Genomic DNA, 26,200 nt, shown 5'->3' with positions numbered 1-26,200 from the left:
GTGATAAAGGATGCAAAAATAATCACTCTTAGTGATATTGATCACATGTATTGATAAAAGTTAGGGAACTTTTTTATATTTCATTTTATTGCATTTTTATTGTGATCTTGATCGTTTGCGTGGGTGGTAAACCGAAGTTTTAAGCACATCGATTAACCAACATATTTAGTAAGTGATCGGAGAATTTGCCAATCTCGTAGACACAAAAAACACTCGGAAACAGGAATTTGGCATGGAAGAGATCATGTTATTCCCGCTGAGCTCAATTGTTTTGCCGGAAGGGAAGATGAAATTGCGCATTTTTGAACCAAGATACAAACGTATGGTGGCAGAATGCAGCAAAGCGAACAGCGGTTTTGGAATGTGTTTGTTTGATAGCAAAATCAAACCAAATGCAAATCCACTTTCTGAATTTGGTACATGGGTAAAAATTGTTGATTTTGAATCACTAAGTGACGGATTGCTCGGCATCACTGTGGTTGGCATCAAACGTTTCGCCATTCACAAAGTGCGGGTGGAGTACGATGGCTTGCGCCGCGCAAAAGTGGAATGGCAACCCAGTTGGCCGACAGAATCCATTGGTGACGCACAAATGTTTCTCAGTCATTATCTGCAGAATCTATACAAAGAGTTTCCTCAGATTGGCGAGCTCTACCCGCATCGTTTTTTCGACGATGCCAGTTGGGTAGCGCAGCGCTGGCTGGAACTGTTGCCGCTGTCGAATCAGCAGTTTGATGCTCTGTCGCAACATGAGGATTGTCACCGTGCGTTGGCATTTCTGACGCAGACGATTGAGACCTACAACGATTAAGTCCGTCGCAACAAGACCGCTATACTGATCAGAGTGATCGAATCTGCTGTACTGACGTAGAAGTTGACGTTAGGTGACAGAGGGCCCGAAATTCGGGCTGCGAAGGACAGGACATCCTATGACGAGTGTAAATCCACAAACTTTCAGCCGGCAGGACTGGACAGTGTGTATGGAAAAAGTGAAGCAGCATGACAAAGACGCGTTTGCGGTCGTGTTTCACTATTTCTCGCCGCGTTTGAAACAGTTTGTTTTTAAGCATCTGGGCAACGAGCAGGTCGCTTTGGAGCTGGTGCAAGAGACGATGGCCACGGTTTGGCAAAAGTCGCACCTGTTCGATGGTGACAAAAGTTCGTTATCGACCTGGATATACACGATTGCACGTAATCTGTGCTTTGACCTGCTGCGCAAGCAGAAAGGCAAAGAACCTCACGTGCTGGCCGATGACATTTGGCCCAGTGATTTTTGTCCGCCTGACATGGTGGAACACTACGCACCGGAGCATGAAATGCTCAAAGAACAGGTGCTGAAATTTTTGGATACGCTACCGGAAGCGCAGCAAAAAGTGGTGCGGGCGGTGTATTTGGAGGAGTTGCCTCATCAGCAGGTAGCGGAAATGTTCAACATTCCTCTGGGTACGGTGAAATCTCGCCTGCGTTTAGCGGTAGAAAAACTTAGAACTTCAATCGATGCGGAGCGGTTATGAGCTACCATCCTGACCTTCAATTAATCGAAGCCTATGCCGAAGGCTCAATAGACGCGACCCACGGCCTCGCTGTGGCTACTCACTTGGAAATGTGCCCTCGCTGCCGCCACAAGGCCAAGCAGCTCGAAGAGCAACAAGGCGCGGAACTGCTCAATATGCAGGCTGGTGACAGCGAGCACAATTGGCAGCAAATGTTGAACCAGATCACCGCGCATGAGGTGAAACCTGTGCCTAAACCGCTGAGCAACAAACCTGTGCTGGTGTCGGTTAACGGCAAACAGATTCCTGTGCCGCGTGCGCTCAAGCGACTGATTTCGCCCAATGCCAAATGGCGCAGTTATGGCGGAAAAGTGTACAGTCTGCCACTGCATAACGATGATGACGTGCATATGAATCTGATGTATATCAGCGCTGGCGTCAGTATTCCCCAGCACACTCACCGTGGTATGGAATCGACTCTGGTGCTGCATGGCGCGTTCAGTGATGAAGATGGTCATTATGATGCGGGAGACTTCCTGCAGCGTGACGCCTCAATTCGTCATTCACCGCAAACCGCGCATCAGCAGGATTGTTTGTGCCTGACGGTGCTGACGCAGCCGATGGTGTTTACTCAGGGGGTGGCGCGCATCTTTAACCTGTTCGGAAAAGGTCTTTACCCCTAAATATTATAGTCCTAAGCTCCTTCTTGATTTTGGCCACGTTGCGTGGCCTTTTTTTTGCCGGACTACATTTCTCTGGCATTTGTTACTCTCGTTCAGTGTATGATGGTGACGTTTTCACCACATAGAATGCGTTATGTCTCAGCCCGTTGATAAGAAAACCTTTCTCACTATTTTTACCACCGTCTTTTTGCCGATGTTTCTTGCTGCGGTGGACCAGACGCTGCTCGCCACCGCAACTCCCGCCATGGTGCGCGATCTTGGCGACATGCAGCTCTCTTCCTGGATCGCCGTTGGTTACATGCTGGCCGGGGCGGCTTCGGTGCCTGTGTACGGCTGGCTGGGGGATCAATACGGGCGTAAGAAAATGTTGGCGATCGCGCTGAGCATTTTTGCGCTCGGTTCTATCGTGTGCGCTTTGGCGGTGAATATGCCGCTATTGGTCGCCGGACGAATCGTTCAGGGGCTGGGCAGCGGTGGCTTGATGAGCTTGTCGCAGGCCCTGATTGGTGAGTTGGTGCCGCCGCGTCAACGGGCGCGTTTTCAGGGCTATTTCGCTTCGTTGTTTGCGCTCGCCAGTATCGGTGGTCCGGTGCTCGGCGGGGTGATTGTGACCTATCTGACCTGGCACTGGCTGTTCTGGATTAACCTGCCGCTGGTCGGTTTTGCGCTCTATCGTTTGTCTAAGCTCAAATCGACTCAGGAAAAAGCCAGCAAAGCCCGAATAGATGTGTTTGGGTTGATTCTCTTTCCCAGCCTGATGACCGTCATTATTTATTGGCTCTCCGCTGGTGGTCATTACTTTGCCTGGAATTCGAGTATGAGCTTTATCCTGCTTGGGTTATTTGCGGTGCTGGTGGCGCTGTTTGTCACCCAGCAGCAACGGGTGAAACAGTCCTTTCTGCCGTTGACGCTGCTGGCAAAGCGGGAAATTCACATTCCGCTCATCTCGACGTTTTTGTTTGCTTCCTGTTTGTTTGCACTGGTGTTTTTCCTACCGATTTTCTTGCAGGTGGGGTTGGGCGTCAGCGTGGCACAATCGGGGATGTTGATGATTCCGCTTTCGGCAGGCGTGATTTGTGGATCTTTTATCACGGGTAAAGTGATTTCCCGTACCGGTGTGCCGAAGTGGGTGCCAGTGTGTGGTATGTCCGTCAGTTCGGTGGCATTTTTCAGCTTGGCGATGCTGGATCTAAGCCCGTACACCGTCAGCGCTATCGGATTTTTCTGTTGTCTGGGGCTGGGCACGATTATGCCGTCGACCCAAATTACCATTCAGACCATTGCGGGCAAAGCGAATCTGGGGCGGATTACCTCGATGGCGGGCTTATCGCGCTCGTTGGGTGCGTCAGTGGGGACTGCGGTGTTTGGTACGCTGATTTACTCGCAAATTCCGGGATTCAGCGCGGAAAGTTCGCTGACGGCTTTATTGGAGACTCCGCGTGAGGTGATCATTGATGCGTTTCAGGCGGGGTATCTGCTCGCGGCGTCACTGGCATTCTTGTGCCTGCTCAATGCGCTGCGCGCACCGCTGATTCAACTCGACGATTACAGTTAAAGACGCGGTATGGCAGACATAAAAAAACGGCCCGTAGAGGCCGTTTTTTTGTATCAGGCGAGTCCCTGAATAATGACGAACTTTTCTAACAGCTGCTCGTCCGTTTCAATGTGTGCCGGATCGGTAATGATGCAGTTGGTGATCGGGCACACCGACTCGCACGTTGGCTTGTCATAGTGACCTTTACACTCGGTACACAAATCCGGATTGATCTCGTAGATGCTGTCACCCATCGAGATCGCGCCGTTCGGGCATTCCGGCTCGCACATGTCACAGTTGGTGCATTTACCTGTGATTAGCAGTGCCATAATTATTTGCCTGTCGGGTTACGGGTATCCTGACCAGCATTAAGGTTGCGCATCAGCAGGCCGTATTCCAGATCCATATCCTGAGGAACCGGAATGTAAACGAAGTGACCGTTGCCTTTTGCATCGTCAACCGCTTCGCCTTTACGGTTTTCCATCGCTTCCAGAGTGAAAACCACGTTACCTTTTGGTGTCATCAGCTCCAGGCTGTCACCAATAATGAACTTGTTCTTCACTTCTACTTCGACCATGTCGCCACGACGTTTGCCAGTGAATTCACCAACGAACTGCTGCGCGTCAGAGACTGAGTAGCCGTAGTCGTAGTTCTGGTAAGCATCGTGTGTGTGGCGACGTAAGAAACCTTCGGTGTAGCCGCGGTGCGCCAGGCTCTCCAGTGTACCCATCAGAGTTTCATCAAATGGTTTGCCAGCGACGGCGTCATCAATGGCTTTACGGTAAACTTGCGCGGTACGTGCACAGTAGTAGAACGATTTGGTACGACCTTCGATTTTCAGTGAGTGCACACCCATTTTAGTCAGACGCTCAACGTGCTGAACCGCGCGCAGGTCTTTCGAGTTCATGATGTAAGTGCCGTGCTCATCTTCAAATGCGGCCATTTTTTCTTCAGGGCGATGGCTTTCAGACAGCAGAACCACGTCGTCGATTGGCTTACCACGACCGATGGTGGTTTCAGGACGTTCTTCCTGCACTTCAATCGCTTGTGGCGCATTCGGATCGAACTCTTCAACGATCTGACCGGCGTCGTCTTCTTTGCCTTTCTCAACTTTGTATTCCCAACGGCAAGCGTTGGTGCACGTGCCTTGGTTCGGGTCACGTTTGTTGATATAGCCAGACAGCAGACAACGACCTGAGTACGCCATGCACAGTGCGCCGTGCACGAACACTTCCAGTTCAGTTTCCGGGCAGTGTTCGCGGATCTCTTCGATCTCTTCCAGCGACAGTTCGCGAGACACGATCACGCGTTCTACGCCGTTCGCTGACCAGAATTTTACGGTTGCCCAGTTCACCGCGTTCGCCTGTACTGACAGGTGAATCGCCATATCCGGGAACGCTTCGCGCACCATCATGATGAGGCCAGGATCAGACATGATCAGTGCATCCGGGCCCATGTCGACCACAGGTTTCAGATCGCGAATGAAGGTTTTCAGTTTTGAGTTGTGCGGTTGAATGTTGCACACCACGTAAAACTTTTTGCCCAGGGCATGCGCTTCGTTGATACCGATTTGCAGGTTTTCGTGGTTGAATTCGTTGTTACGTACACGAAGGCTGTAACGAGGCTGGCCAGCGTAAACGGCATCGGCACCGTACGCGAACGCGTAGCGCATGTTCTTCAGGCTGCCTGCTGGTGACAGCAGTTCAGGGACGAAAGTTTTTTCAGTAGACATTGCTTCTATTCTCAATCTGATCTCAAGTCAGGCCAATACCACCTAATGGTATTGGAAGGGGCGCAAATTTTACGCCAAAATGTGACTCATGACCAGTTGAGATTGCAAGCAAACGTCAGGCTTGGTCGAGAGACGCAAGCCTGACGAGGGAAGGGGTTACGCGTCAGCGTGTGGCAGGCCGCCAAGAGCGTTGAACAGATCCGGCAGGAACACCGCAAATTCACCACACATCAGTGAGAAATCGGCATCGAAACGCGCAGCTTGATCTTCACGAGGAATATCTTCGTTCTGATCTTTAAGCTCATCGCTGAATGCCAGACGTTTCAGGCTGCAATCTTCCGCCAGAATAAAGCTGATGCGCTCTTGCCAGTTGATGGACAGCTTGGTTACGACCTTATTGGCGGCAATGTGGCTCAGAATCTCATCGCTCGACAGCTCTTGCTTCTTACAACGTACGGTTGCGCCATCATCTAGAATCGATTTCAGTTCCGCTTCGTCCAGCAAGTTAAAGCCTTGTGGCAGATTGCCTTCTTTGACCCATTCGGTCAGTGTGGTTTCAACGGCGACTTCTGGAATCGCAGGGACGACGGGCAGGCTACCCATGGTTTTACGCAGCAGCGCCAGGACGTCTTCGGCTTTTTTGTAGCTGCTGGCGTCGACCAGAATCAGGCCCTGTTTTGGCATGATCAGTACTGGCGTCAGGTGGCTGCGGCTAAACGCACGTGGCAGCAGATCGACAATGATGTCTTCTTTAATGTTGTCTTTTTCTTTCTTCTTCAGCGGGCGGCCTTCTTCGGCTTCCATCGCTTCCACTTTGGCGTTCAGCGAATCCTTGATCACGGACGCCGGCAACATTTTTTCTTCTTTCTTGGCACAGATGAGAATGCGGTCTTCGCTGACGTGAGTCATCATGTCGCCATGTCTGCCCATCGCATGAACCCAGCCAAACTTCTGTTTATCCTGGCTGCCACATGGCGTGAAACGGAACTCAGCCAGTTGTTTTTCCAGCTGATCGGCATTGAAGTCAATCTCGCGGTTCACGCGATAAACCATACAGTTTTTAAACCACATATCTATTTCTTTTCCTTGTTCGAAAGCCCCACATCATAGGGGATTTCAGCGCTAAAGTCTTACCTCAAATTCAAAATTCCGCGATTGTTACAACTGAGATAGAACGATGAATTTGATAAGAAAGTTATATTAAAAATTGTTTTCAATGGTCACAAAAGTGTCATAATCATTTCTCATAATGCATGGCGTTGATTAAAAATAAAGGTTATTCAATTATGTCTAGAAGGATTCTGGTTGTTGAAGACGAAGCGCCGATTCGTGAAATGCTGTGTTTCGTGCTTGAGCAAAAAGGTTACCAGGCCGTTGAAGCAGAGGATTACGACACTGCAGTCACCAAACTGGCTGAACCCTTCCCTGATCTCGTTCTGTTAGATTGGATGTTACCTGGTGGTAGCGGCATCAACTTCATCAAACACATGAAACGCGAAGAGCTGACACGCAACATTCCGGTGGTGATGCTCACGGCGCGTGGTGAAGAAGAAGACAAAGTCCGCGGCCTTGAAGTGGGTGCAGACGACTACATTACTAAACCTTTCTCGCCTAAAGAGCTGGTTGCTCGCCTCAAAGCGGTGATTCGCCGCGTGACACCAACGGCACTCGAAGATGTGATTGATGTGCAAGGTCTGAAGCTGGATCCGGTTTCGCACCGCGTCACGGCCAACGATGCGCCACTCGATATGGGCCCAACCGAATTCAAAATGCTGCACTTCTTTATGACCCACCAAGAGCGTGTATACAGCCGCGAGCAGCTGCTGAACAACGTGTGGGGCACCAACGTGTATGTAGAAGATCGTACGGTTGACGTTCACATTCGTCGCCTGCGTAAAGCACTGGAAGAAGCGGGTCACGATAAGCTGATTCAGACCGTGCGCGGCGCGGGCTATCGTTTCTCAACCAAAGCGTAAGAGGATCAACTGCGAAGTATTATGGTTGAAAGGTTAACTTGGAAAAAGCTGGCCTGGGAGCTGGCTTTTTTTTACCTGCCATGGATTGTGGTCGGGTGGATATTTGGATACATGCCGTGGTTGCTGTTGGCGGCCACGGCGTTGCAGCTTGTGTGGCATCTGCACAACCAAATGCGCTTGTCGGCGTGGTTGTGGGATGAAAAGCGACTGACACCGCCGTCGGGTTCGGGCAACTGGGAATACCTGTTTAACGGGATTTATCGTTTGCAGCAGCGTCAGCGCAAGAAGCGTAAAGAGTTAACTAACCTGATTCGCCGTTTTCGCAACGGGGCGGAATCGCTGCCCGATGCGGTGGTGGTATTTCGCAGCGAAGGCAACATTGTCTGGTGCAACCGTCTGGCGCAGCATCTGCTGGGTTTTCGTTGGCCGGACGACGCCGGGCAGCCGATTTCCAACCTGATCCGCACGCCGGATTTCATCAAATATCTGCAAAAAGATGACTTCACTGAGCCGTTGGAGATGCGTTCTCCGCTCAATGTGGAGCGCTCACTCGAACTGCGTATTGTGCCGTACACCGAAGGCGAACACCTGATGGTGGTGCGTGATGTGACCCAACTGAAACAGCTGGAAGGCATGCGCCGCAACTTCTTTGCTAACGTGTCGCACGAGCTGCGTACACCGATGACGGTGCTGCAAGGCTATCTGGAAATGACCGAAGATCCGGACATGCTGGTGGGCCCTATGTGGGGCAAAGCGCACGGCGTGATGACCGAGCAGCTCAATCGCATGAACAGTCTAGTCAATCAGTTGCTGACTTTGTCGAAGATTGAAGCGTCGCCGATGCACGAGCTGGAAGATGTGGTCGATGTGCCGGCCATGCTCGAAGTGTTGGAAAAAGAGGCGGTGAGCCTCAGCGGTGACGATAAGCATCAGCTCAAGTTTGATATTGATAAACAGCTGCGTGTACTGGCGGATGAAGATCAACTGCGCAGCGCCATTTCCAACCTAGTGTACAATGCGGTGAAATACACGCCGCCGGGCGCAGAAATCAATGTACGCTGGTTCCAGACGCCACAAGGCGCCTGTCTGGAAGTGGAAGATAAGGGCGACGGTATTGAGCCGCAGCATCTGCATCGTCTTACCGAGCGTTTTTACCGCGTTGATAAGGCGCGCTCGCGTGATACTGGCGGCAGTGGTCTCGGGCTCGCGATCGTTAAACACGCCTTGTCCCATCATGATTCGCATCTCGATATTAAGAGTACCGTCGGTGTCGGCAGCCGCTTTTCGTTCGTGCTACCTAAGCGTCTGGTTGTGAAATGAAACTGCATGTGAAACTGGCGCTGTACGCTCTGTCGGGCATCGCATGGCATGTTCAGGCGCACGATGAGCTGCAGGATTACCACAAAACCACGGGTGTGGCTGGTAGCTTGCTGTCGGTCGGCTCTGACACGCTGGCGGGCATGACGACGTTGTGGGTGGAAGAGTTCAAATCCATCTATCCCAACGTGAACGGCCAAGTTCAGGCTTCTGGCTCGGCGACGGCTCCTCCGGCATTGACGGAAGGCACTGCGCAATTCGGACCGATGAGTCGCCCGATGCGCACGCGTGAAATTGAAGCGTTTGAACGCACGCATGGCTATAAACCGACGGCGCTGCGGGTCGCAATTGATGCGATCGGTATTTTCGTCCATCGCGACAACCCGATTGAGGGGCTGAACTTTACCCAGCTCGACAGCATTTTTTCCTCGACACTGCGTTGTGGTGCCAACCACTCAATCAATACCTGGTCTGAACTCGGTCTGCCGTATGAATGGGCTAAGCGCGGTATTCAACTTTTCGGGCGCAATTCGGTATCGGGTACTTATGGATACTTCAAACAAAATGCGTTGTGTGGCGGCGATTTCAAACGCAACGTGAACGAGCAGCCTGGTTCGGCGTCGGTGGTGCAGTCGGTGGCATCGTCGATCAATACTTTGGGATATTCGGGCGTCGGATACCGGGTGTCCGGAGTGAAACTGATCCCTATTGCGCGTGAAGGCACCGACTATGTTGAGCCGACTCACGCCAACATTCTTTCCGGCAAGTATCCGCTGTCGCGCTATTTGTACGTCTACGTCAACAAGCATCCGACACGTCCTCTGACGCCGATTGAACGTGAGTTTATTCGTTTTATCTTCTCCAAGCAGGGCCAGGCGCTGGTGGAAAAAGATGGCTACCTGCCCATTTCACCGCAGTTTGCTCATGAAGAGCTGGTGAAAGTCGGTATTGAAGAGCAGTAAAAAAGCCAGCGTCATGCTGGCTTTTTTACTGTTTCATCGGCTTAAAACTCAAGTTGCCAGCCGACGCTGTGCCAATACTCCTGCTCGCTGAGTAGATCCGCGTGCAGCAGTTTGTTGTTTTCCAGCCACTCTTTGTCGGCACATTCAAGCTTCCATTCGTCATCGTGAGCGGACAGCGTCAGCTCCGGCAGGGGATCGTCATTGCGTTGCCCGTTTACCAGAATCGCCAGACGCAATACACGAATCAGACCAACAATGTGCTTTTTCTTAAACAGCGAAAAGTCTTCCATTTCATTGAGCTTGAGCGACTTGCGCTGAAAGCGTGCCAGCGTCGACAGCACCAACTGCTGCTCGTTGTTAAAACCCGCCATGTTGGTGTGACGCAGAATATACGCGGAATGACGATGAAATGCCTGCAGGCTGATGCTCAGCCCCACTTCGTGCAACAGCGCCCCCCATTCCAGCAGATCAAACAGTTCACTGTTCTTTTTCAAACCGAGTTCATCGGCGACCTGATCGAGAAACTCGCGCGCGTGACCTTTCACTTTGGCGGCATGTTCCAAATCCACCAGATGTTTGCTGGCCAGGTTTTCAGTGGTGCGCAGGCGAATGTCGGAATACTTAAATCGGTCTTCCATCTCATACAACAGACCTTCACGTAGGGCGCCGTCAGAGAAGAACATCTCTTTGATTTTCAGATCTTTAAAAATCGCGGCCAGAATCGCGACGCCAGCAGCAAACACGGGTTTGCGATCGTCGGTGAGGCCGGAGAGCTGAATGTCGTCAATCGAGTCCCATTCGCACAGTTTGTCGATGAGCTTGTTCAGCCGCTCAGCGGTAATGATGCCATCATCATGGCCAAGGCCAATCAGTACTTCATAAATGGCTTTAATGGTGCCGGATGAGCCAAATGCGGTTTGCCAGCCAAGCTTGCAGTATTTGCTGGCGATGGATTCCAGCTTTTGTTCGGCGGCGAGGATTGCCTGAGCGAAGTTCTTTTTCGACAGTTTGCCGTTGGAGAAGTAGCGATCGGTGTAGCTCACGCACCCCATCTGTTTGCTGTTGACCAGTTCGGCTTCAAAGCCTTTACCGATGATCATTTCGGTGCTGCCGCCGCCGATATCAACCACCAACATGGATTCGGTTTGTGGTTGGGTGTGGGCCACGCCAAGGTAAATCAGACGTGCTTCTTCAGTACCGGGAATGATCTCGATAGGAAACGGCATCACTTCGCGCGCGCGCTGCAAAAAAATGTGCGCATTGTTGGCCTGACGCAGCGTATGCGTGGCGGCAATACGTACATTATCGGCGTCAAAGCCTTGCAGACGTTCAGCAAACATCGCCAGACACTCCAGGCCTCGTTCGATGGCAGCATTGTCTAAGTTCTTTTGTGCATCCAGTCCGGATGCCAGGCGCACGCGCTGTTTATGGCGGCTGATCAGTTGTAAATCCTGATCCACCACCTTGGCGACCACCATGTGAAAACTGTTAGAACCTAAATCGATTGCCGCAATTTCACGAGTAATAGTGTCACGAGTTGTGCTGGGTTGGTTCATGGGTGTCTGTTTGCCCCTTATTCTTACGCGTTTGTTTTTCTACGTTTTTAAGATAGTCGTAAATCGCGAGCTGCGAACGGACTTTCTTACGGTTCCCGCGCTTGATGTAGCGGTTACTCATCTCTTTGTCGATCACACGCGCTTTCACCGTATCGGTAAACTGCAGATTGATGATGTCTATCATACGCTGTTTAAGGCGTTCGTCACGTATTGGCGCCATCACTTCAATCCGGTAATCGATGTTACGCGTCATCCAGTCGGCCGAAGAGATATACACTTGCGGGTTGCCGTCGTTGTGCGTGATCAGCACGCGCGGGTGTTCCAGGAAGCGGTCGACAATACTGATGATACGGATGTTGTCGCTCAATCCTTCAATGCCTGGTACCAGCGAACACATACCACGAATGATCATCTTGATTTGCACTCCGGCGGTGCTGGCACCATAGAGCTTGTTGACCAGGCCGCGGTCGACCAGATTGTTCACTTTGAGGGTGATCGCGCCTTTTTTACCCGCTTTGACATTGGCGATCTCGGTGTCGATCAAACGGTATAGCTGCGTGCGCGAGTTACGTGGCGACACGATGAGATGATTGAATTTCACCGGGCGGAACGGGTTTTCAATATAGCCAAACACGTTACGCACTTCGTTGGTGATTTCGCGGTCTGCGGTCAGTAGCGAGAAGTCGGTATAAATGCGCGCAGTTTTTTCGTGGAAGTTTCCGGTACCGATGTGAGCGTAACGCACAAATTCGCCCTCTTCACGGCGGGTGATCAGCAGCAGCTTGGCGTGAATTTTCATGCCCGGCGTACCAAACACCACTTGCACGCCCGCTTCGGTCAGAATACGTGACCATTCGATGTTGGCCTCTTCATCGAAACGCGCCTGCAGTTCCACCACCACCACCACACGCTTGCCATTGTGCACTGCATCGACCAGCGAGTTCATCAAACGCGAATCTTTCGCCACACGGTAGATGTTGATCTTAATGCTGATCACTTTCGGGTCGAACGATGCCTGACGCACCAGCTCTGTAATGTGTTCAAAGCTGTGGTATGGGTAGTGCAGCAGAATGTCCTGAGCGCGAATTGCGTCAAAGGCATTCGGAAAGCCTTCAAAATCGGCACACTTCATCGGTGGCAGCGGACGGTTTTCCAAGTACTCTCGGCCGACGTTCGGAAAACCGATGAAGTCTTTAAAGTTGTGGTAACGACCGCCCGGTAATAGGCTGTCGTAGTGGGATATTTTGAGCTTCTCACACAGAAATAGCAGCATCTCTTGCGGCATTTCGCGCTCGTACACAAAGCGAACCGGCATCGCGGTCAGGCGCTGACTCAAACCTTCTGACATCTGTTCCAGCAGGCTGTATTCGACTTCGTGGCTGAGGTCGTATTCCGCGTCACGGGTCATCTTCATCGCATAGCCAGTCAGCGTGTCGTAGTCAAAAAAGCCGCGGAAAATGTCATCCAGACAGTGGCGAATGATGTTGTCGAGCAGAATGATGGTTTTACGTCGTTTGCCTTTTTGCTCCGGTACCATGACAAAGCGGGGCAGGTGATCGGTCGGGATCTCGATCAGCGCGTAGTGCGATTCGTCGCCTTTCTTTAAATCGACGGCGATGTATGCGTATTCGTCTTTGAGGAATTGCAGTACGTCAATGTCATCTTTCATTAACAGTGGCGTAATATGCGGCAGCACTTCTTTATGAAAATATTTGGTGATCCAGCGCTGCTGCGCTTCATCTAATTGGGTTTCGTTGACCAGAAAAATGCGGCGGCGCGCCATCTCCATGATGATTTCGCTGTACAGGTTATCGAAGTCCTGATTCAGCTTCAGCGCTTTGCTCTGCATGCGGGTCAATAAATGCTTGGAGCTGTCGTTTCCTCCGCGTTCACGGTTGATAAGAATACGACGTTTCACGTCCGAAAAGCGGACTTTGTAAAACTCATCCAGGTTGTTGGAGAAAATCCCCAAAAAGCGGATGCGCTCGACCAGCGGCACGGTTTTATCGGCGGCTTCCTGAAGGACTCGTTCATTGAACGATAGCCAGCTCAATTCCTTATCGATATACAACTTTTCCGCGCTCATGAGATACCTTCTGACTGTTAGTGACGTTTTAATTATTAACCACTGCAAACTAGGGTTTTAATGTGACACTTTTATTGCAAAACAGATTAGTATGCAGAGTTGTTTTATTTTCAGTTGTTTAATGTGACTTGTAATATAATTGTCACCTAATCGAAATATTATGTTATTTGGACTAAAAAGGTAGAGTTATTCATGGCACAGGCCGAGTTTTCATTGAAAGAACGAGATCGAAAGCGACTTATTAAAGATCGCCTTGTTCGTCTTGCAGTGACCGGTGGTGGCGTGAGTGTTCTCGGCGCCTTGATCCTCATTTTCGTCTATCTGGCGATGGTGGTTTTTCCGCTATTTTCCGATGCGGAGCTAGAGACCGGTTTTGCCAGTCAGCCCATCACCACGGTCGCGCCTAAAATGCTGGCGATTGACGAGTATGGCGAGAATGCCTTTGTTGTTGGTGACCATGGTAAAGCCGAGTTCTGGTCGCTCAATCATGAACGCAGTTTACCGCGTTGGAGCGAGAGCTTGCCGTTCGAGCCTGTGAAGTTCACCACCACGACACCTGACAGCGGCTGGTTTGCGGCCACTGATGCTGACAATCATGTTTATGTCGCGCGTCCTCAATTTACGTATTCGGTCACTAAAAATGGCCGTGTATTCACTCCCGAGCTTGAAGCGCTGTCGCTGCCGGCAAACTGGTCGCTCATTCCCCGTTCGCTGTCTATAACCCAGCTCAGTGCCGCGGTAACCGACAGTCAGGCATTTTTTGCCGTTTATCAGTCGAACCAACAGGTGTCGGTGCATTGGGTAAGTCTGGACGCGCCGCAAGTGCCGCAGCAATTTACTTTTTCTTCGCCGTTTGAGCAGTTGGATCAGATGCTGCTGACGCCGGATGGCAAAACCTTGTATCTGCGCAGCGGATCTGAGTTAGTGATTGCCGAGCTGACACACGATCAATATCGGGTGCGCGACATCGTGGATCTCAGTCAGGGGCAGCAGAAACATGCGGTGCAGACTATCAATCTGTTGTCCGGTGCATATTCACTGCTGGTGACGCATCGCGATGGTTTGGTGACGCAGTGGTTTGATGTGCTCAAACAGGGCGAGCGTCATCTGACGTTGATCCGCGATTTCAAACTGGCTTCCGAAGTGACGTTTCTGCTGCCGGATACCTATCGCAAAGGCTTCTACAGTTTCTATCGCAACGGTACGGTGCAGAGCCACTACACCACCAGTGAAAAATTGGTGATTTTCGAGCGCGCCTATCAACAGGCTCCGGCGCTGGCGGCGATGTCGAGCAACGAACGTTATCTCGCCACGTACGACAGCGGCAGAATCAGCGTCGCCAAAATTGATAACGGTTATCCGGAAGTGTCATTCTCTTCGCTGTGGCAGAAAGTGTGGTACGAAAGCTACCCAGAGCCCCAGTATGTGTGGCAGTCCACATCGGCCAGCGATGAATTTGAGGCCAAATTCAGTTTGGTGCCGATTGCGTTTGGTACGCTGAAGGCGGCGCTGTATGCGATGCTCTTTGCCGTACCGGTAGCGGTATTTGGCGCAATTTATACCGCGTACTTTATGGCGCCGAAAATGCGCCGTGTGGTGAAACCCACTATCGAGTTAATGGAAGCGCTACCGACGGTGATTATCGGTTTTCTGGCCGGGTTGTGGTTTGCGCCGTTGGTGGAAAGCCATCTGACGTCCATCGTGGCCCTGTTCCTGTTTTTGCCGCTGTCGACCGTTATCATCGGATTGTTGTGGTCACAACTGCCAAAGACCGTGCTGCGTAAAATGGCGGGCGGCTGGCATGCGCTGATCCTGATCCCTGTTCTGTTGGCTGTGGCGACAACCATACTTTCCTACAGCAGTGAAATCGAGCTGTGGCTGTTTAGTGGTGATGTACGCGTCTATCTCGCGCAGCACGGTATCGATTTTGACCAGCGCAATGCGTTGGTGGTCGGGTTTGCGATGGGCTTTGCAGTGATCCCAACCATTTTCACCATCGCCGAAGATGCGATTTTCTCTGTGCCGAAGCATCTGTCCGATGGTTCTCTGGCCTTGGGGGCTACGCCCTGGCAGACTCTGACACATGTGGTGCTGCTCACCGCCAGTCCGGGTATTTTCTCGGCGGTGATGATGGGCCTTGGCCGCGCGGTCGGTGAAACCATGATCGTGCTGATGGCGACGGGCAATACGCCGATCCTTGACTGGAACATTCTGGAAGGGATGCGCACTTTATCGGCGACGATTGCGGTGGAATTGCCTGAGTCTGAAGTGGGCAGTTCGCATTTCCGTATTCTTTTTCTGGCAGCCCTGCTGCTGTTTATCTTCACGTTTGCAGTCAACTCCCTGGCTGAATGGGTACGCCAGCGACTGCGTGCCAAGTACCGTGCGCTGTAGTGGGGGATGCGATGAAAACGATAAATTGGGTTCGCTCCGGCGCCCCATGGATATGGTTAACGGGTGGGGCGGTCAGTATCAGTCTGATTTCCGTTCTCGGCTTGTTGTTGTTGATTGGCTGGAAAGGTTTAACCTATTTCTGGCCGGCGCCTTTATATCAATGGCAAGACGCCAACGGCCAAATGTTAGTGGGGCAGTTGTACGCCACCGAGTCGGTGCCCGTGAGCCATCTGAGCGAGATGGGGATTGACTTGCCCGCTGCGGTTAAAGAGACAGGCACCGCGACCCGCTTAAGTATTAAAGTGGCCAACCGCGAATTGTATGGCGCTGATTTTGTTTCGATGCTGAGCATGAAATTGTCTGAGCCGACCAAGCCGCATGGCTGGATTGTGATAGAACGTGCCCGCGACGGTCAGTTTTACGGTAAGCCTGTCGGATATGAACAGGTTAATGGCAATGTCAGCGAACATATTGATACGCTGCTTGAGCAAGGTCTGGAGCAAGCGGATGTGCTGCGTAAGCAGATCGATCAGGTGGTCAATGAACAGATTCGTGTCATTGGCAGCAGCATTGAAAAGCTGCGACTGGAAAAGCGGCGCCGCGAATTGAATGGCAAGCTGGACGAGGCGTATCTGACCCAGTACCAGCAGCGCAAAGCGCAGTTGGAGCAGCAACTGGCCAAAGCTGAAGAGCATCTGGACTCGTTGCGTGCTCAGATGGAGCGCCAGGTGTTGATTGCTCAGGATATGAAAGGCGATACCGTGCGTATTCCACTGAGTCAGATCCTTGATTACTGGTTCCCGAACGACATGAACCTGACGCAGAAAATCGTTCAATGGGGCAAGCAGGTATGGGTCTTTCTGTCGGACAATCCGCGCGAGTCCAACTCGGAAGGCGGCGTTTTCCCGGCGATTTTCGGTACGGTCTTTCTGGTGCTGATCATGTCGATTATCGTCATGCCACTCGGCGTGGTCGCGGCAGTGTATCTGCACGAATACGCCAAAGATAATGCGTTCACCCGCATCATTCGCGTGGCGGTAATTAACCTCGCAGGTGTACCATCGATCGTATACGGCGTGTTTGGTCTCGGCTTTTTCGTTTATACCATCGGTGCCTCCATCGATAGCCTGTTTTATGCCGAGCGTTTGCCTGCTCCGACATTTGGCACGCCGGGGCTTTTATGGTCGGCTCTAACGCTGGCGGTCCTGACACTGCCGGTCGTGATTGTGGCGACCGAAGAGGGCCTGACGCGCATTCCGATCTCCGTACGTCATGGCTCATTGGCACTGGGTGCGACGCAGTTTGAAACCATCTGGCGCATTGTTCTGCCGATGGCAAGCCCTGCTATGATTACAGGACTGATTCTGGCGATTGCCCGTGCGGCAGGCGAAGTGGCACCACTGATGCTGGTGGGGGCGGTCAAACTGGCGTCCAGTCTGCCGGTGGATGGCGAGTTCCCGTTTGTGCATCTGGAGCGCAAATTCATGCACCTTGGTTTTCACATCTATGATGTCGGTTTTCAGACCACCAATATTGAGGCTGCGCGGCCGTTGGTGTACGCCACTTCATTTTTACTGGTGACGGTCATTGTGGCGCTGAACCTCACGGCCATCAGCATTCGTAATAATCTACGTGAGAAATATCGAACCTTAGGACAAGATTAAACATGTTTTCTGTCAACCAAACACTGGGGTACCAACCACCTCTGGATGTCAACAACTTAACCGACAAACAGACCGCGATCGCGATCGAAGGGTTAAATCTGTTTTACAACCAGACCCGTGCGCTGAGCGATATTTCGATGCGGATTCCGAAAGGTCAGGTTACGGCGTTCATCGGTCCGTCGGGCTGTGGCAAATCGACCCTGCTGCGCTGCATTAACCGCATGAACGATCTGGTGGAAGGTTGCCGGGTTGAGGGCGAAGTCAAACTGCACGGTAAGAATGTCTATCTGCCGGAAGTGGATGTACCGACTCTGCGTCGCCGGGTGGGGATGGTGTTTCAGCGTCCGAACCCGTTTCCAAAGTCCATTTACGAGAACGTTGTCTACGGACTGCGCCTTCAGGGGATCAAAAACAGCCGTACGCTGGACGATGCGGTGGAGCGTTCATTACGCGCGGCCGCCCTGTGGGATGAAGTGAAAAACCGCCTGCATGAAAACGCGTTTGGTCTGTCTGGCGGCCAGCAGCAGCGTCTGGTGATCGCACGTGCGATTGCGATTGAGCCCGAAGTGTTGTTGCTCGATGAGCCCACCTCGGCGCTGGACCCGATTTCGACGCTCACGATTGAAGAGCTGATCCACGATCTGAAAACCAAATACACCGTGGTGATCGTGACCCACAATATGCAACAGGCAGCAAGGGTCAGCGACCACACTGCCTTTATCCATATGGGAAAATTGATCGAGTACTCAGATACCGATTCTATTTTCACGTCACCATTGAAAAAACAGACCGAAGACTACATTACTGGCCGATACGGCTAACCGGCAACAAGTGAAGGATTCATCATGCAATTAGGACGACATATCTCAGGGCAGTTTAACGTTGAGCTGGAGTCTATTCGAACTCATGTATTAACTATGGGTGGATTGGTGGAGCAGCAGTTGTCGTTTGCTATGCAGGCGCTCAATAAAGATGACATTGAGCTGGCGCGTAAAGTGGTGCGCGATGATCACAAAGTCAACGCGATGGAAGTGTCGATCGACGAAGCCTGCACGCGCATTATTGCCAAACGTCAGCCTACGGCCAAAGATCTGCGCCTGATTATGGCGATCATCAAAACCATCACCGATCTGGAACGCATCGGCGATGTGGCGACCAAAATGGCGTATGTGGCGATTGAAAGTCCGTCGACCAAAGAGAGTAAATTTCAGGTGTCTTTGGAGCCGTTGTGCCGTCAGGCGATTGCGATGCTGCATCAGGTGCTGGATGCGTTTGCGCGCATGGATGTGGAATCGGCTGCTGAAGTGTACAAGCTCGATGACAAGCTGGATAAAGAGTACGAAGCGGTGATCCGTCAGTTGATGACCTACATGATGGAAGACCCGAAAAATATTCCGCACATTCTGCAAGTCATGTGGTCGGCGCGCTCGATTGAACGGGTGGGGGATCGCTGTCAGAACATCTGCGAATACATCATCTACTTCGTCAAAGGCAAAGACGTGCGTCATTTAGGCGATCAGGGCATCAACGACGCCCTGCGCTAACCACTCACTCATCCATCAATATTTCAGCGGCACAAACGTCTGTTCATCCACAGGTGAGCGGACGTAACCCTCTTTATTTAACTCAGGCAGAGTGACCAGCGGATACTCAACGTTGCGGTACTCTATTTGGCTCAGCAGGTGGCTGATGCAGTTGAGGCGCGCGCGACGTTTGTCGTCTGACGGTACCACCCACCACGGACAATGTTTGGTGTCGGTGTAGGCGAACATCTTGTCTTTGGCTTTGGAGTAATCGGCCCAGCGGTGGCGGGATTCGAGATCCATCGGGCTGAATTTCCAGCGTTTGATTGGGGTTTTGATCCGTTCCAGAAAGCGCTTTTCCTGCTCTTCATCGGACACAGAAAACCAGTACTTGAGCAGAATGATGCCGGAACGTTGCAGCATGCGTTCAAACTCCGGGCAGGATCGCAGAAACTCTTCGTACTCTTCGCCCGTGCAGAAGCCCATCACTTTCTCGACTCCGGCGCGGTTATACCAGCTGCGGTCAAACAGTACGATTTCACCGCCAGCAGGTAAATGTGTCACGTAACGCTGAAAGTACCACTGGGTTTTCTCTTTTTCGGTGGGAGCCGGCAATGCGGCTACGCGGCACACCCGCGGGTTAAGTTTTTCGGTAATGCGTTTGATGACGCCGCCTTTGCCCGCGGCATCACGCCCTTCAAAAATCACCACGACTTTGAGTTTTTCGTGTTTGACCCACTCTTGCAGTTTCACCAGCTCAACTTGCAGACGCTCCAGCTCCTGCTCATAAAATTTTCTTTTTAGTTTGGTCATAGTTCCCTCCGTTGATAACAAAATCATAGCACCGACGGAGGGGATAAACAGAGCTAGCTGATTGATTTCAGAACGGATGCCGTGCGGCGAATCGCATCGGTATCCGTGATCGGCACGATGAAATCGTCTTGATCGCTGGCGCCCATTTTTGTCTCTTGAGCAACAAAAGCCATGTGGCTGGCACGTGTGGTTTTGCCAGACAAGTGCAATTCAGTGACTCCGGTAGTCTGCGCCAACTGGCCGACGTTGTCGGCATTGACGCCAGCACCCGCCATGATCGCGATGCGCCCGGCGCTGCGTTGAACCAGTTCTGTCAGCATGTTCGCGCCTTGCGGGGCTGTGCGCGCCAGTCCTGAGGTCAAGATGCGTTCGCAACCCAGCGAAATGACCGTTTCCAGTGCGGAAAACGCATCGCTGCACTGATCGAACGCGCGGTGAAAAGTGACGCCCAAGCCCAGCGACTGTGCCAGTGAGACCAAGTCTTGGCTGCGCTCAGCATCAATGCTTCCATCTTGATTGAGTAACCCCAGTACTACGCCTTGCAGCCCGGTCTGGTGCGCGGCGTGAATATCCAGAACCATGATGGCGATGTCTTCATCGCTGTAGAAGAAATCGCCCTGACGTGGCCGAATCATGGCATACACCGGAATGTTCGCGATCTTCGCGGCCTGCTGCATAAAACCGTAGCTGGGAGTTAAGCCACCCAAGGCCAATGAGGAGCACAGTTCAATACGCGTCGCGCCGCCTGCCATCGCATTGTGCAGAGATTCAATATTGTCGATACACACTTCAAGTTGATAAGACATTGTCAGATTACTCATGAGAAACAGTGGACGAAGTGTAGCAAGCCTGAGTTGTCTCGTCTGTCTGCCGGGGGGGAGAAATAGGGGTAAACTTTGTGGGTGCATGTTTCCCTATATTGCAGGGTAAAGGATGTAAAAAAGCCCCGGACAATGTCCGGGGCTTGAAATGACTTTACTTAAACTGATTGGCGTTGCGTTATTCGCTTATAAGATTCCAACCACAAACCCGAGTTGAGCGCGGGTGTTTAAGTGTTTCAATTATTTTTTGCCTAGGTCAGCAGTGTGCTCAGACAGGTAAGCAGCTACGCCCGCTGGAGAATCTTTCATACCAGCTTTACCTTCTTCCCACTGTGCAGGACATACTTCACCGTGAGTTTGGTGGAAGTTCAGAGCGTCAACCATGCGCAGCATTTCGTCGATGTTACGGCCTAGTGGCAGGTCGTTAACTACTTGGTGACGTACCATGCCGTCTTCGTCGATCAGGAAAGAACCACGGAAAGCAACGCCCGCTTCTGGGTGCTCTACGTCGTATGCTTTACAGATTTCGTGTTTAACGTCAGCAACCAGTGGGTATTGAACTTCACCGATACCGCCGTTTTCAATCGCAGTGTTACGCCATGCGTTGTGAGAGAACTGAGAGTCGATAGATACGCCGATTACTTCTACGCCTTTCGCTTTGAAGTCTTCGAAACGTTTGTCGAATGCGATCAGTTCAGATGGGCAAACGAAAGTGAAGTCTAGTGGGTAGAAGAAAACAACCGCTTTCTTACCTTTAGTGAATTCAGCGAAGTTGAAGTTATCAACGATTTCACCGTTACCTAGCACTGCTGCAGCAGTAAAATCAGGGGCTTGACGACCTACTAGTACCATTTTTTTGCTCCTAAGATTAATGGTTAGTTCCGGAACCGCAGACAATAGCGGACCCAGTCCGTGTATGTACGAGACAAACTATAGTACAGAATGTAGTATAGAAAAAAGCGAATTAAATAGATTGAGTTAATCGAAAAAAGCGATGAGCTTATCTTTTGCTCGATGAAAAAAATGGATACAGAACAAAGACTAAAACACGATGATTAAATGGCCTAGTTTGAAGCAACTGCATTACCTGGTGACACTGCATGAGACTCGTCATTTCAGTGATGCGGCGGAGCGGTGTTTTGTCAGCCAGTCGACTTTGAGTAAAGGCATTCAGAACCTTGAAGCGCTGATTGGTTGCCCGCTATTTGAAAAGAAAGATAAGAAAAGTCCGCTGGTGTTCACTCATGCGGGCGAACAGGTTGTAAAACGCAGCCGCGAGTTGTTGGCGCGTGGTCAGGATCTGATTGAACTGGGGAAACAGTGTCAGGGCGGAGAGATGGAAGGGCAGCTGAAATTGGGCTGTATTCCGACCATCGCGCCATTTCTGCTGTGCGATCTGGTTCAGGAAGTGAATGTGCGCTATCCCAACCTACATCTTCTGTTACGTGAAGACACCACGGCTAATCTGCTGACGGCGTTGCGTAATGGTGAACTGGATGTGCTGATCCTCGCGTTGCCGATGGAGATTGGCAATATGGAAAGCCGTGTGGTTGGCCAGGATCCGTTTCGCATGGTGATCAGTCGTCATCAGGCGGATGGTATTCGCGTACCCATCAAATACGATGACTTGCCGGACGAGTCGGTGTTCCTGTTGGAAAACGAACATTGCCTGACAGAGCATGCGGTCTCGGCATGTAAACTGACCGACAAAGAGAAGATTAACCCTTTTACCGCCACCAGTTTACATACGCTGGTACAGATGGTGGCCAATGGCCTCGGCACAACGTTTATTCCGCAGATGGCGATTGAACATGGTTTGTTGGACAACCAGAATTTGGTGGTGATCGACCCACCAGGACAACAGGCGTATCGTGAAATTGGCTTGGTATGGCGACCGAGTTCGTCGCGCAGTCACACTTTTGAACGCTTGGCAGATGTAGTTTCTGAACTGCTATAGCGAATAGTCGTACCAGCAAGATAAAAAAATCCTAGTGAAAACACGCTGAGTCTGGCGTGTTTTCTGGTTTATTCCTCTGTTGGTTACTTTTTAATTGTAAAATTTTACAGAAACTTATTTTTGAACCTTTCATAAAATCGTAAAAATTCACAAAGTAAATTTTACAGATTTCACACCGGATGTTGTTTCAAAAATCCGCTGCGATTTCACTTCCCGCCTTTAAAACCCAACCTTTGATCCACGTCGTGATGCGATGCCGTGCTGTTTTAAATCGATTTTGCACTTTAGAATTAATGTAATTTTATTACGTAATAACTTACATTTTTACCTAGCATTTCAAGCATGAGTTTGAAACGGAATAAAACTTCAAATTTCACCTTTGATTAACTTTTGGTCTTTTCGCTTAACGCCTTATCGGGTAAGGTTTAATTAAGTTTTGTAAGACTTATGTCTAGGTTAGGAAGTCTTGAAAATGACCCGGCTCTGAGGGAGTGTATAGACACCGGGGGAACAAATTAGCCCAATAAACGCAAGATGAAATTTGTAGTCTGAAAATTACAAATGAGGTCTTGAGAACGATTCTAAGGAAGGACGTTATGCTTGCTCAAACGCCAGACAAAGATTTAGCACACCGCCAATCCACTACTAGCGAAGGCATGCTTGAGGTGACCGGAACTCTGTCTTCGGCACATCAGGCGATTTTCCCTGTGGAAGCCCAAACCTTTTTATCTGAGTTGTGTGCTCAGTTTGCCTCACGTGTCGACACGCTGCTTGCAGCGCGAGAACAAAAACAAAGTCAGATCGACCAAGGCCAACTGCCAGATTTCCTCAAAGAGACGCAAGATATTCGCGAAGGAAGCTGGAAAATCCTGGGGATTCCGCAAGATTTGCAGGATCGCCGCGTAGAAATCACTGGTCCAACGGATCGCAAAATGGTGATTAACGCGCTGAATGCGAACGTAAAAGTGTTCATGGCTGATTTTGAAGACTCAATGGCGCCAGCGTGGGACAAAGTACTGGATGGCCAAATCAACCTGCGTGATGCGGTTAACGGCACCATCAGTTACACCAACCCGGACAACGGTAAGCGTTACGAGCTGACGGACGATCCTGCGGTGCTGATCTGCCGCGTGCGTGGCCTGCACCTCAAAGAAAAACACGTCACTTTTGGCGGCCAGATTATTCCCGGTGCTCTGTTCGACTTCGCGCTCTATTTCTTCAACAACTACAAAGCGTTGCTGAAAAGAGGCAGTGGCCCGTACTTTTATCTGCCAAAACTGCAGGCGTATCAGGAAGCGAAATGGTGGAGTGAAGTGTTCCATTTCACCGAAGATTACTTTGGGCTGGAAACGGGCACCATCAAAGCCACGGTGCTGATTGAAACTCTGCCTGCGGTGTTCCAGATGGATGAGATTTTGTTCTCACTCAAAGAGCATATCGTGGGGCTGAACTGCGGCCGCTGGGATTACATCTTTAGCTACATCAAAACGCTGAAAAAACACAGCGACCGTGTGCTGCCGGATCGCCAGGTGGTGACGATGGACAAACCGTTCCTCAACGCCTACTCACGTTTGCTGATTTACACCTGCCATAAACGCGGCGCGTTTGCGATGGGCGGTATGGCGGCCTTCATTCCGGTGAAAGATCCGGCAGAAAATGCCAAGGTGCTGGAGAAGATTCGCAACGACAAAATGCTGGAAGCGACCAACGGCCACGATGGCACTTGGGTTGCACACCCGGGCTTGGCAAATACCGCAATGGAAGTGTTCAACCAAGTACTGGGTGAGCGCAGCAATCAGTTAGATGTCAGCCGCATGTCGGATGCACCGATTCACGCTGAGGAATTGCTGGAACCGTGTGACGGTCCGCGCACCGAAGCGGGTATGCGCCACAACATTCGCGTTGCGCTGCAATACATTGAGGCTTGGATCTCTGGCAATGGTTGTGTGCCGATTTATGGGCTGATGGAAGATGCTGCGACGGCTGAAATTTCCCGCGCCTCTATCTGGCAATGGATTCAGCACGGTAAATCGCTCGATAACGGCCAACAGGTGACCAAACAGTTGTTCCGCGATTATCTGGCGGAGGAAATCGAGGTGGTAAAAGCGGAAATCGGTGAGCCACGTTTCAATGCAGGCCGCTTTGAAGAAGCCGCGCAACTGATGGAAACACTGACCACCAGTGATGAACTGACCAATTTCTTAACCATACCGGGTTACGACTACTTAGCGTAATACCACTTATACCAACAGTAACGTGAAACTAACGATTCAATATCAGAGCCTGTTGTACTGATAGCGAAAAGGACGACCATGCGCATGCCGAGCGCTGCGTATTACAAGAAGGGATAGATTATGACACTGACTCGCCGCCAACAAATTGAAGCTCTGGAAAAAGATTGGGCAACTAACCCACGCTGGAAAAACGTAAAACGTACCTATACCGCCGAAGAAGTGGTGAACCTGCGTGGTTCAGTCACACCTGCCAATACAATCGCCCAGCGCGGTGCTGACAAACTGTGGTCACTGGTCAATGGTAATGCCAAGAAAGGCTATGTGAACTGTCTGGGCGCGCTGACGGGTGGTCAGGCGGTGCAGCAGGCGAAAGCCGGTATCGAAGCGATTTATCTGTCGGGCTGGCAGGTGGCGGCGGACAACAACACCGCGGGCACCATGTACCCGGACCAATCGCTTTACCCGGTTGACTCTGTACCGAGCGTGGTGAAGCGTATCAACAATGCGTTCCGCCGTGCCGACCAGATTCAGTGGTCTGGCGGTAAATCACCAGAAGATGAAGGCGGTATTGATTACTACCTGCCTATCGTGGCGGATGCGGAAGCGGGCTTTGGTGGCGTTCTGAATGCTTACGAGCTGATGAAGTCGATGATTGAAGCGGGCGCTGCGGGCGTACACTTCGAAGACCAACTGGCGTCAGTCAAAAAATGTGGTCACATGGGCGGTAAAGTATTGGTTCCAACTCAAGAAGCGGTGCAAAAACTGGTTGCGGCGCGACTGGCGGCTGACGTGGCGGGTACCACCACTCTGGTGATTGCGCGTACCGATGCCAACGCGGCTGACCTGCTGACTTCAGATTGCGATCCATACGATGCTGATTTCATCGTTGGTGAGCGTACGGCGGAAGGGTTCTATCGTGTGCGTGCCGGGATTGATCAGGCGATTGCCCGTGGTCTGGCTTACTCGCCATACGCTGATTTGGTGTGGTGTGAAACGGCAAAACCGGATCTGGAAGAGGCGCGTAAGTTCGCGGAAGCGATTCACGCTCAGTATCCGGATCAACTGCTGGCTTACAACTGCTCGCCATCGTTCAACTGGGAGAAAAACCTGGATGCGGAAACCATTGCCAAGTTCCAGCAGGAACTGGCGGACATGGGCTACAAATACCAGTTCATTACTCTGGCCGGTATTCACAACATGTGGTTCAACATGTTCGAACTGGCGCACGCTTACGCACAGGGTGAAGGCATGCGTCACTACGTGGAAATGGTTCAGCGTCGTGAATTCCAGGCAGCAGAAAAAGGCTACACCTTCGTGGCCCACCAACAAGAAGTGGGCACCGGCTACTTTGATAAGATGACCAACACCATCCAAGGTGGTCAGTCATCGGTCACTGCCCTGACTGGTTCTACAGAAGAAGACCAGTTTTAACTGAGTTCCCTTACCTCAGTGAGT

22 protein-coding genes are annotated in these 26,200 nt (G+C 51.3%); 14 read left to right on the top strand and 8 right to left on the bottom strand.

Annotated features, from left to right (window positions below; genetic code table 11):
• The first annotated feature begins 232 nt into the window (after positions 1 to 232).
• The 4 genes from DYA43_RS11010 to DYA43_RS10995 all read left to right on the top strand — a co-directional run bounded on the left by DYA43_RS11010 (position 233) and on the right by DYA43_RS10995 (position 3,731).
• On the top strand, positions 233 to 811 hold the full coding sequence (locus DYA43_RS11010) for an LON peptidase substrate-binding domain-containing protein (protein WP_061056825.1): 579 nt from the start codon (positions 233 to 235) through the stop codon (positions 809 to 811).
• Between the two features lie 118 nt (positions 812 to 929).
• Entirely contained in the window at positions 930 to 1,514 is a 585-nt protein-coding gene (locus DYA43_RS11005; RefSeq protein WP_020429868.1) for an RNA polymerase sigma factor, read from the top strand.
• Positions 1,511 to 2,176 carry a ChrR family anti-sigma-E factor gene (locus DYA43_RS11000; RefSeq protein ID WP_061056824.1) on the top strand — a complete coding sequence of 222 codons (666 nt, stop codon included), beginning with the start codon at positions 1,511 to 1,513 and terminating at the stop codon, positions 2,174 to 2,176. Before DYA43_RS11005 ends, DYA43_RS11000 begins: the two co-directional genes overlap by 4 nt.
• Positions 2,177 to 2,309: 133 nt before the next feature.
• Complete coding sequence (locus tag DYA43_RS10995) at positions 2,310 to 3,731, top strand: MDR family MFS transporter (protein WP_061056823.1); 1,422 nt, start codon at positions 2,310 to 2,312, stop codon at positions 3,729 to 3,731.
• 53 nt (positions 3,732 to 3,784) lie between these two features.
• Here DYA43_RS10995 and DYA43_RS10990 read toward each other — a convergent pair whose 3' ends face one another.
• From DYA43_RS10990 to rdgC, 3 genes are all read right to left on the bottom strand, one after another.
• Complete coding sequence (locus DYA43_RS10990; protein WP_014205669.1) at positions 3,785 to 4,039, bottom strand: YfhL family 4Fe-4S dicluster ferredoxin; 255 nt, start codon at positions 4,037 to 4,039, stop codon at positions 3,785 to 3,787.
• 2 nt (positions 4,040 to 4,041) lie between these two features.
• The gene (gene trhP, locus DYA43_RS10985; RefSeq protein WP_020330613.1) at positions 4,042 to 5,442 is read right to left on the bottom strand and encodes a prephenate-dependent tRNA uridine(34) hydroxylase TrhP; all 1,401 of its coding nucleotides are present in this window, start codon (positions 5,440 to 5,442) and stop codon (positions 4,042 to 4,044) included.
• Between the two features lie 156 nt (positions 5,443 to 5,598).
• Entirely contained in the window at positions 5,599 to 6,513 is a 915-nt protein-coding gene (rdgC, locus tag DYA43_RS10980; protein ID WP_020429871.1) for a recombination-associated protein RdgC, read from the bottom strand.
• Between the two features lie 215 nt (positions 6,514 to 6,728).
• Between rdgC and phoB the strand changes: the two genes are divergently transcribed.
• Genes phoB through DYA43_RS10965 form a run of 3 tightly spaced genes read left to right on the top strand, consistent with a single transcriptional unit; the run spans position 6,729 to position 9,697 of the window.
• Positions 6,729 to 7,418, top strand: a complete 690-nt coding sequence (gene phoB, locus DYA43_RS10975; protein ID WP_024373811.1) for a phosphate regulon transcriptional regulator PhoB — start codon at positions 6,729 to 6,731, stop codon at positions 7,416 to 7,418.
• A 21-nt stretch (positions 7,419 to 7,439) separates the two neighbouring features.
• Positions 7,440 to 8,738 carry a phosphate regulon sensor histidine kinase PhoR gene (phoR, locus tag DYA43_RS10970; protein ID WP_024373810.1) on the top strand — a complete coding sequence of 433 codons (1,299 nt, stop codon included), beginning with the start codon at positions 7,440 to 7,442 and terminating at the stop codon, positions 8,736 to 8,738.
• Positions 8,735 to 9,697 carry a PstS family phosphate ABC transporter substrate-binding protein gene (locus DYA43_RS10965; protein WP_020330618.1) on the top strand — a complete coding sequence of 321 codons (963 nt, stop codon included), beginning with the start codon at positions 8,735 to 8,737 and terminating at the stop codon, positions 9,695 to 9,697. Before phoR ends, DYA43_RS10965 begins: the two co-directional genes overlap by 4 nt.
• Before the next feature lie 41 nt (positions 9,698 to 9,738).
• Here the strand turns inward: DYA43_RS10965 and ppx are convergent, their stop codons facing one another.
• Positions 9,739 to 11,253: an exopolyphosphatase gene (gene ppx, locus DYA43_RS10960; RefSeq protein WP_020330620.1), complete on the bottom strand. Its 1,515-nt coding sequence runs from the start codon at positions 11,251 to 11,253 to the stop codon at positions 9,739 to 9,741.
• Positions 11,228 to 13,339 carry a polyphosphate kinase 1 gene (ppk1, locus tag DYA43_RS10955; protein ID WP_020330621.1) on the bottom strand — a complete coding sequence of 704 codons (2,112 nt, stop codon included), beginning with the start codon at positions 13,337 to 13,339 and terminating at the stop codon, positions 11,228 to 11,230. The genes ppx and ppk1 overlap by 26 nt, the downstream gene beginning before the upstream one ends.
• A gap of 192 nt (positions 13,340 to 13,531) precedes the next feature.
• On the opposite strand from ppk1, the gene DYA43_RS10945 reads away from it, so the two are divergent.
• Genes DYA43_RS10945 through phoU form a run of 4 tightly spaced genes read left to right on the top strand, consistent with a single transcriptional unit; the run spans position 13,532 to position 18,941 of the window.
• Entirely contained in the window at positions 13,532 to 15,733 is a 2,202-nt protein-coding gene (locus DYA43_RS10945) for an ABC transporter permease subunit (RefSeq protein ID WP_061056822.1), read from the top strand.
• A gap of 11 nt (positions 15,734 to 15,744) precedes the next feature.
• Positions 15,745 to 17,397 (top strand): phosphate ABC transporter permease PstA, encoded by a 1,653-nt coding sequence (gene pstA / locus DYA43_RS10940; RefSeq protein WP_020429879.1) that lies wholly within the window; start codon positions 15,745 to 15,747, stop codon positions 17,395 to 17,397.
• 2 nt (positions 17,398 to 17,399) lie between these two features.
• On the top strand, positions 17,400 to 18,218 hold the full coding sequence (pstB, locus tag DYA43_RS10935; protein WP_020429880.1) for a phosphate ABC transporter ATP-binding protein PstB: 819 nt from the start codon (positions 17,400 to 17,402) through the stop codon (positions 18,216 to 18,218).
• Between the two features lie 24 nt (positions 18,219 to 18,242).
• On the top strand, positions 18,243 to 18,941 hold the full coding sequence (gene phoU, locus DYA43_RS10930; RefSeq protein WP_004729452.1) for a phosphate signaling complex protein PhoU: 699 nt from the start codon (positions 18,243 to 18,245) through the stop codon (positions 18,939 to 18,941).
• A gap of 15 nt (positions 18,942 to 18,956) precedes the next feature.
• Here the strand turns inward: phoU and ppk2 are convergent, their stop codons facing one another.
• From ppk2 to DYA43_RS10915, 3 genes are all read right to left on the bottom strand, one after another.
• Positions 18,957 to 19,733 (bottom strand): polyphosphate kinase 2, encoded by a 777-nt coding sequence (gene ppk2 / locus DYA43_RS10925; RefSeq protein ID WP_061056821.1) that lies wholly within the window; start codon positions 19,731 to 19,733, stop codon positions 18,957 to 18,959.
• Between the two features lie 53 nt (positions 19,734 to 19,786).
• Positions 19,787 to 20,539 (bottom strand): copper homeostasis protein CutC, encoded by a 753-nt coding sequence (locus DYA43_RS10920; protein ID WP_061056820.1) that lies wholly within the window; start codon positions 20,537 to 20,539, stop codon positions 19,787 to 19,789.
• Positions 20,540 to 20,794: 255 nt separating this feature from the next.
• Positions 20,795 to 21,406 carry a peroxiredoxin C gene (locus DYA43_RS10915; RefSeq protein ID WP_020330628.1) on the bottom strand — a complete coding sequence of 204 codons (612 nt, stop codon included), beginning with the start codon at positions 21,404 to 21,406 and terminating at the stop codon, positions 20,795 to 20,797.
• A 199-nt stretch (positions 21,407 to 21,605) separates the two neighbouring features.
• On the opposite strand from DYA43_RS10915, the gene DYA43_RS10910 reads away from it, so the two are divergent.
• The 3 genes from DYA43_RS10910 (at position 21,606) to aceA (ending at position 26,176) form a co-directional block, all read left to right on the top strand.
• Positions 21,606 to 22,511 (top strand): hydrogen peroxide-inducible genes activator, encoded by a 906-nt coding sequence (locus tag DYA43_RS10910; RefSeq protein ID WP_020330629.1) that lies wholly within the window; start codon positions 21,606 to 21,608, stop codon positions 22,509 to 22,511.
• Positions 22,512 to 23,107: 596 nt separating this feature from the next.
• On the top strand, positions 23,108 to 24,745 hold the full coding sequence (aceB, locus tag DYA43_RS10905; protein WP_061056819.1) for a malate synthase A: 1,638 nt from the start codon (positions 23,108 to 23,110) through the stop codon (positions 24,743 to 24,745).
• Between the two features lie 120 nt (positions 24,746 to 24,865).
• Positions 24,866 to 26,176 (top strand): isocitrate lyase, encoded by a 1,311-nt coding sequence (gene aceA, locus DYA43_RS10900; RefSeq protein WP_020330631.1) that lies wholly within the window; start codon positions 24,866 to 24,868, stop codon positions 26,174 to 26,176.
• Positions 26,177 to 26,200 lie beyond the last annotated feature (24 nt).

This window comes from Vibrio fluvialis, from assembly GCF_900460245.1.
GTDB classification, from domain to species: Bacteria; Pseudomonadota; Gammaproteobacteria; order Enterobacterales; family Vibrionaceae; genus Vibrio; species Vibrio fluvialis.
Note: the sequence above shows the minus strand (reverse complement) of the source record. Positions and strands in the feature narration are given on the sequence as shown.

Bases quoted from the DNA above. Each gene is read 5' to 3' on its own strand.
- DYA43_RS11010 (WP_061056825.1), top strand. From the start codon at position 233: ATGGAAGAGATCATGTTATTCCCGCTGAGCTCAATTGTTTTGCCGGAA.
- DYA43_RS11005 (WP_020429868.1), top strand. From the start codon at position 930: ATGACGAGTGTAAATCCACAAACTTTCAGCCGGCAGGACTGGACAGTG.
- DYA43_RS11000 (WP_061056824.1), top strand. From the start codon at position 1,511: ATGAGCTACCATCCTGACCTTCAATTAATCGAAGCCTATGCCGAAGGC.
- DYA43_RS10995 (WP_061056823.1), top strand. From the start codon at position 2,310: ATGTCTCAGCCCGTTGATAAGAAAACCTTTCTCACTATTTTTACCACC.
- DYA43_RS10990 (WP_014205669.1), bottom strand. From the start codon at position 4,039: ATGGCACTGCTAATCACAGGTAAATGCACCAACTGTGACATGTGCGAG.
- trhP (WP_020330613.1), bottom strand. From the start codon at position 5,442: ATGTCTACTGAAAAAACTTTCGTCCCTGAACTGCTGTCACCAGCAGGC.
- rdgC (WP_020429871.1), bottom strand. From the start codon at position 6,513: ATGTGGTTTAAAAACTGTATGGTTTATCGCGTGAACCGCGAGATTGAC.
- phoB (WP_024373811.1), top strand. From the start codon at position 6,729: ATGTCTAGAAGGATTCTGGTTGTTGAAGACGAAGCGCCGATTCGTGAA.
- phoR (WP_024373810.1), top strand. From the start codon at position 7,440: ATGGTTGAAAGGTTAACTTGGAAAAAGCTGGCCTGGGAGCTGGCTTTT.
- DYA43_RS10965 (WP_020330618.1), top strand. From the start codon at position 8,735: ATGAAACTGCATGTGAAACTGGCGCTGTACGCTCTGTCGGGCATCGCA.
- ppx (WP_020330620.1), bottom strand. From the start codon at position 11,253: ATGAACCAACCCAGCACAACTCGTGACACTATTACTCGTGAAATTGCG.
- ppk1 (WP_020330621.1), bottom strand. From the start codon at position 13,339: ATGAGCGCGGAAAAGTTGTATATCGATAAGGAATTGAGCTGGCTATCG.
- DYA43_RS10945 (WP_061056822.1), top strand. From the start codon at position 13,532: ATGGCACAGGCCGAGTTTTCATTGAAAGAACGAGATCGAAAGCGACTT.
- pstA (WP_020429879.1), top strand. From the start codon at position 15,745: ATGAAAACGATAAATTGGGTTCGCTCCGGCGCCCCATGGATATGGTTA.
- pstB (WP_020429880.1), top strand. From the start codon at position 17,400: ATGTTTTCTGTCAACCAAACACTGGGGTACCAACCACCTCTGGATGTC.
- phoU (WP_004729452.1), top strand. From the start codon at position 18,243: ATGCAATTAGGACGACATATCTCAGGGCAGTTTAACGTTGAGCTGGAG.
- ppk2 (WP_061056821.1), bottom strand. From the start codon at position 19,733: ATGACCAAACTAAAAAGAAAATTTTATGAGCAGGAGCTGGAGCGTCTG.
- DYA43_RS10920 (WP_061056820.1), bottom strand. From the start codon at position 20,539: ATGTCTTATCAACTTGAAGTGTGTATCGACAATATTGAATCTCTGCAC.
- DYA43_RS10915 (WP_020330628.1), bottom strand. From the start codon at position 21,406: ATGGTACTAGTAGGTCGTCAAGCCCCTGATTTTACTGCTGCAGCAGTG.
- DYA43_RS10910 (WP_020330629.1), top strand. From the start codon at position 21,606: ATGATTAAATGGCCTAGTTTGAAGCAACTGCATTACCTGGTGACACTG.
- aceB (WP_061056819.1), top strand. From the start codon at position 23,108: ATGCTTGCTCAAACGCCAGACAAAGATTTAGCACACCGCCAATCCACT.
- aceA (WP_020330631.1), top strand. From the start codon at position 24,866: ATGACACTGACTCGCCGCCAACAAATTGAAGCTCTGGAAAAAGATTGG.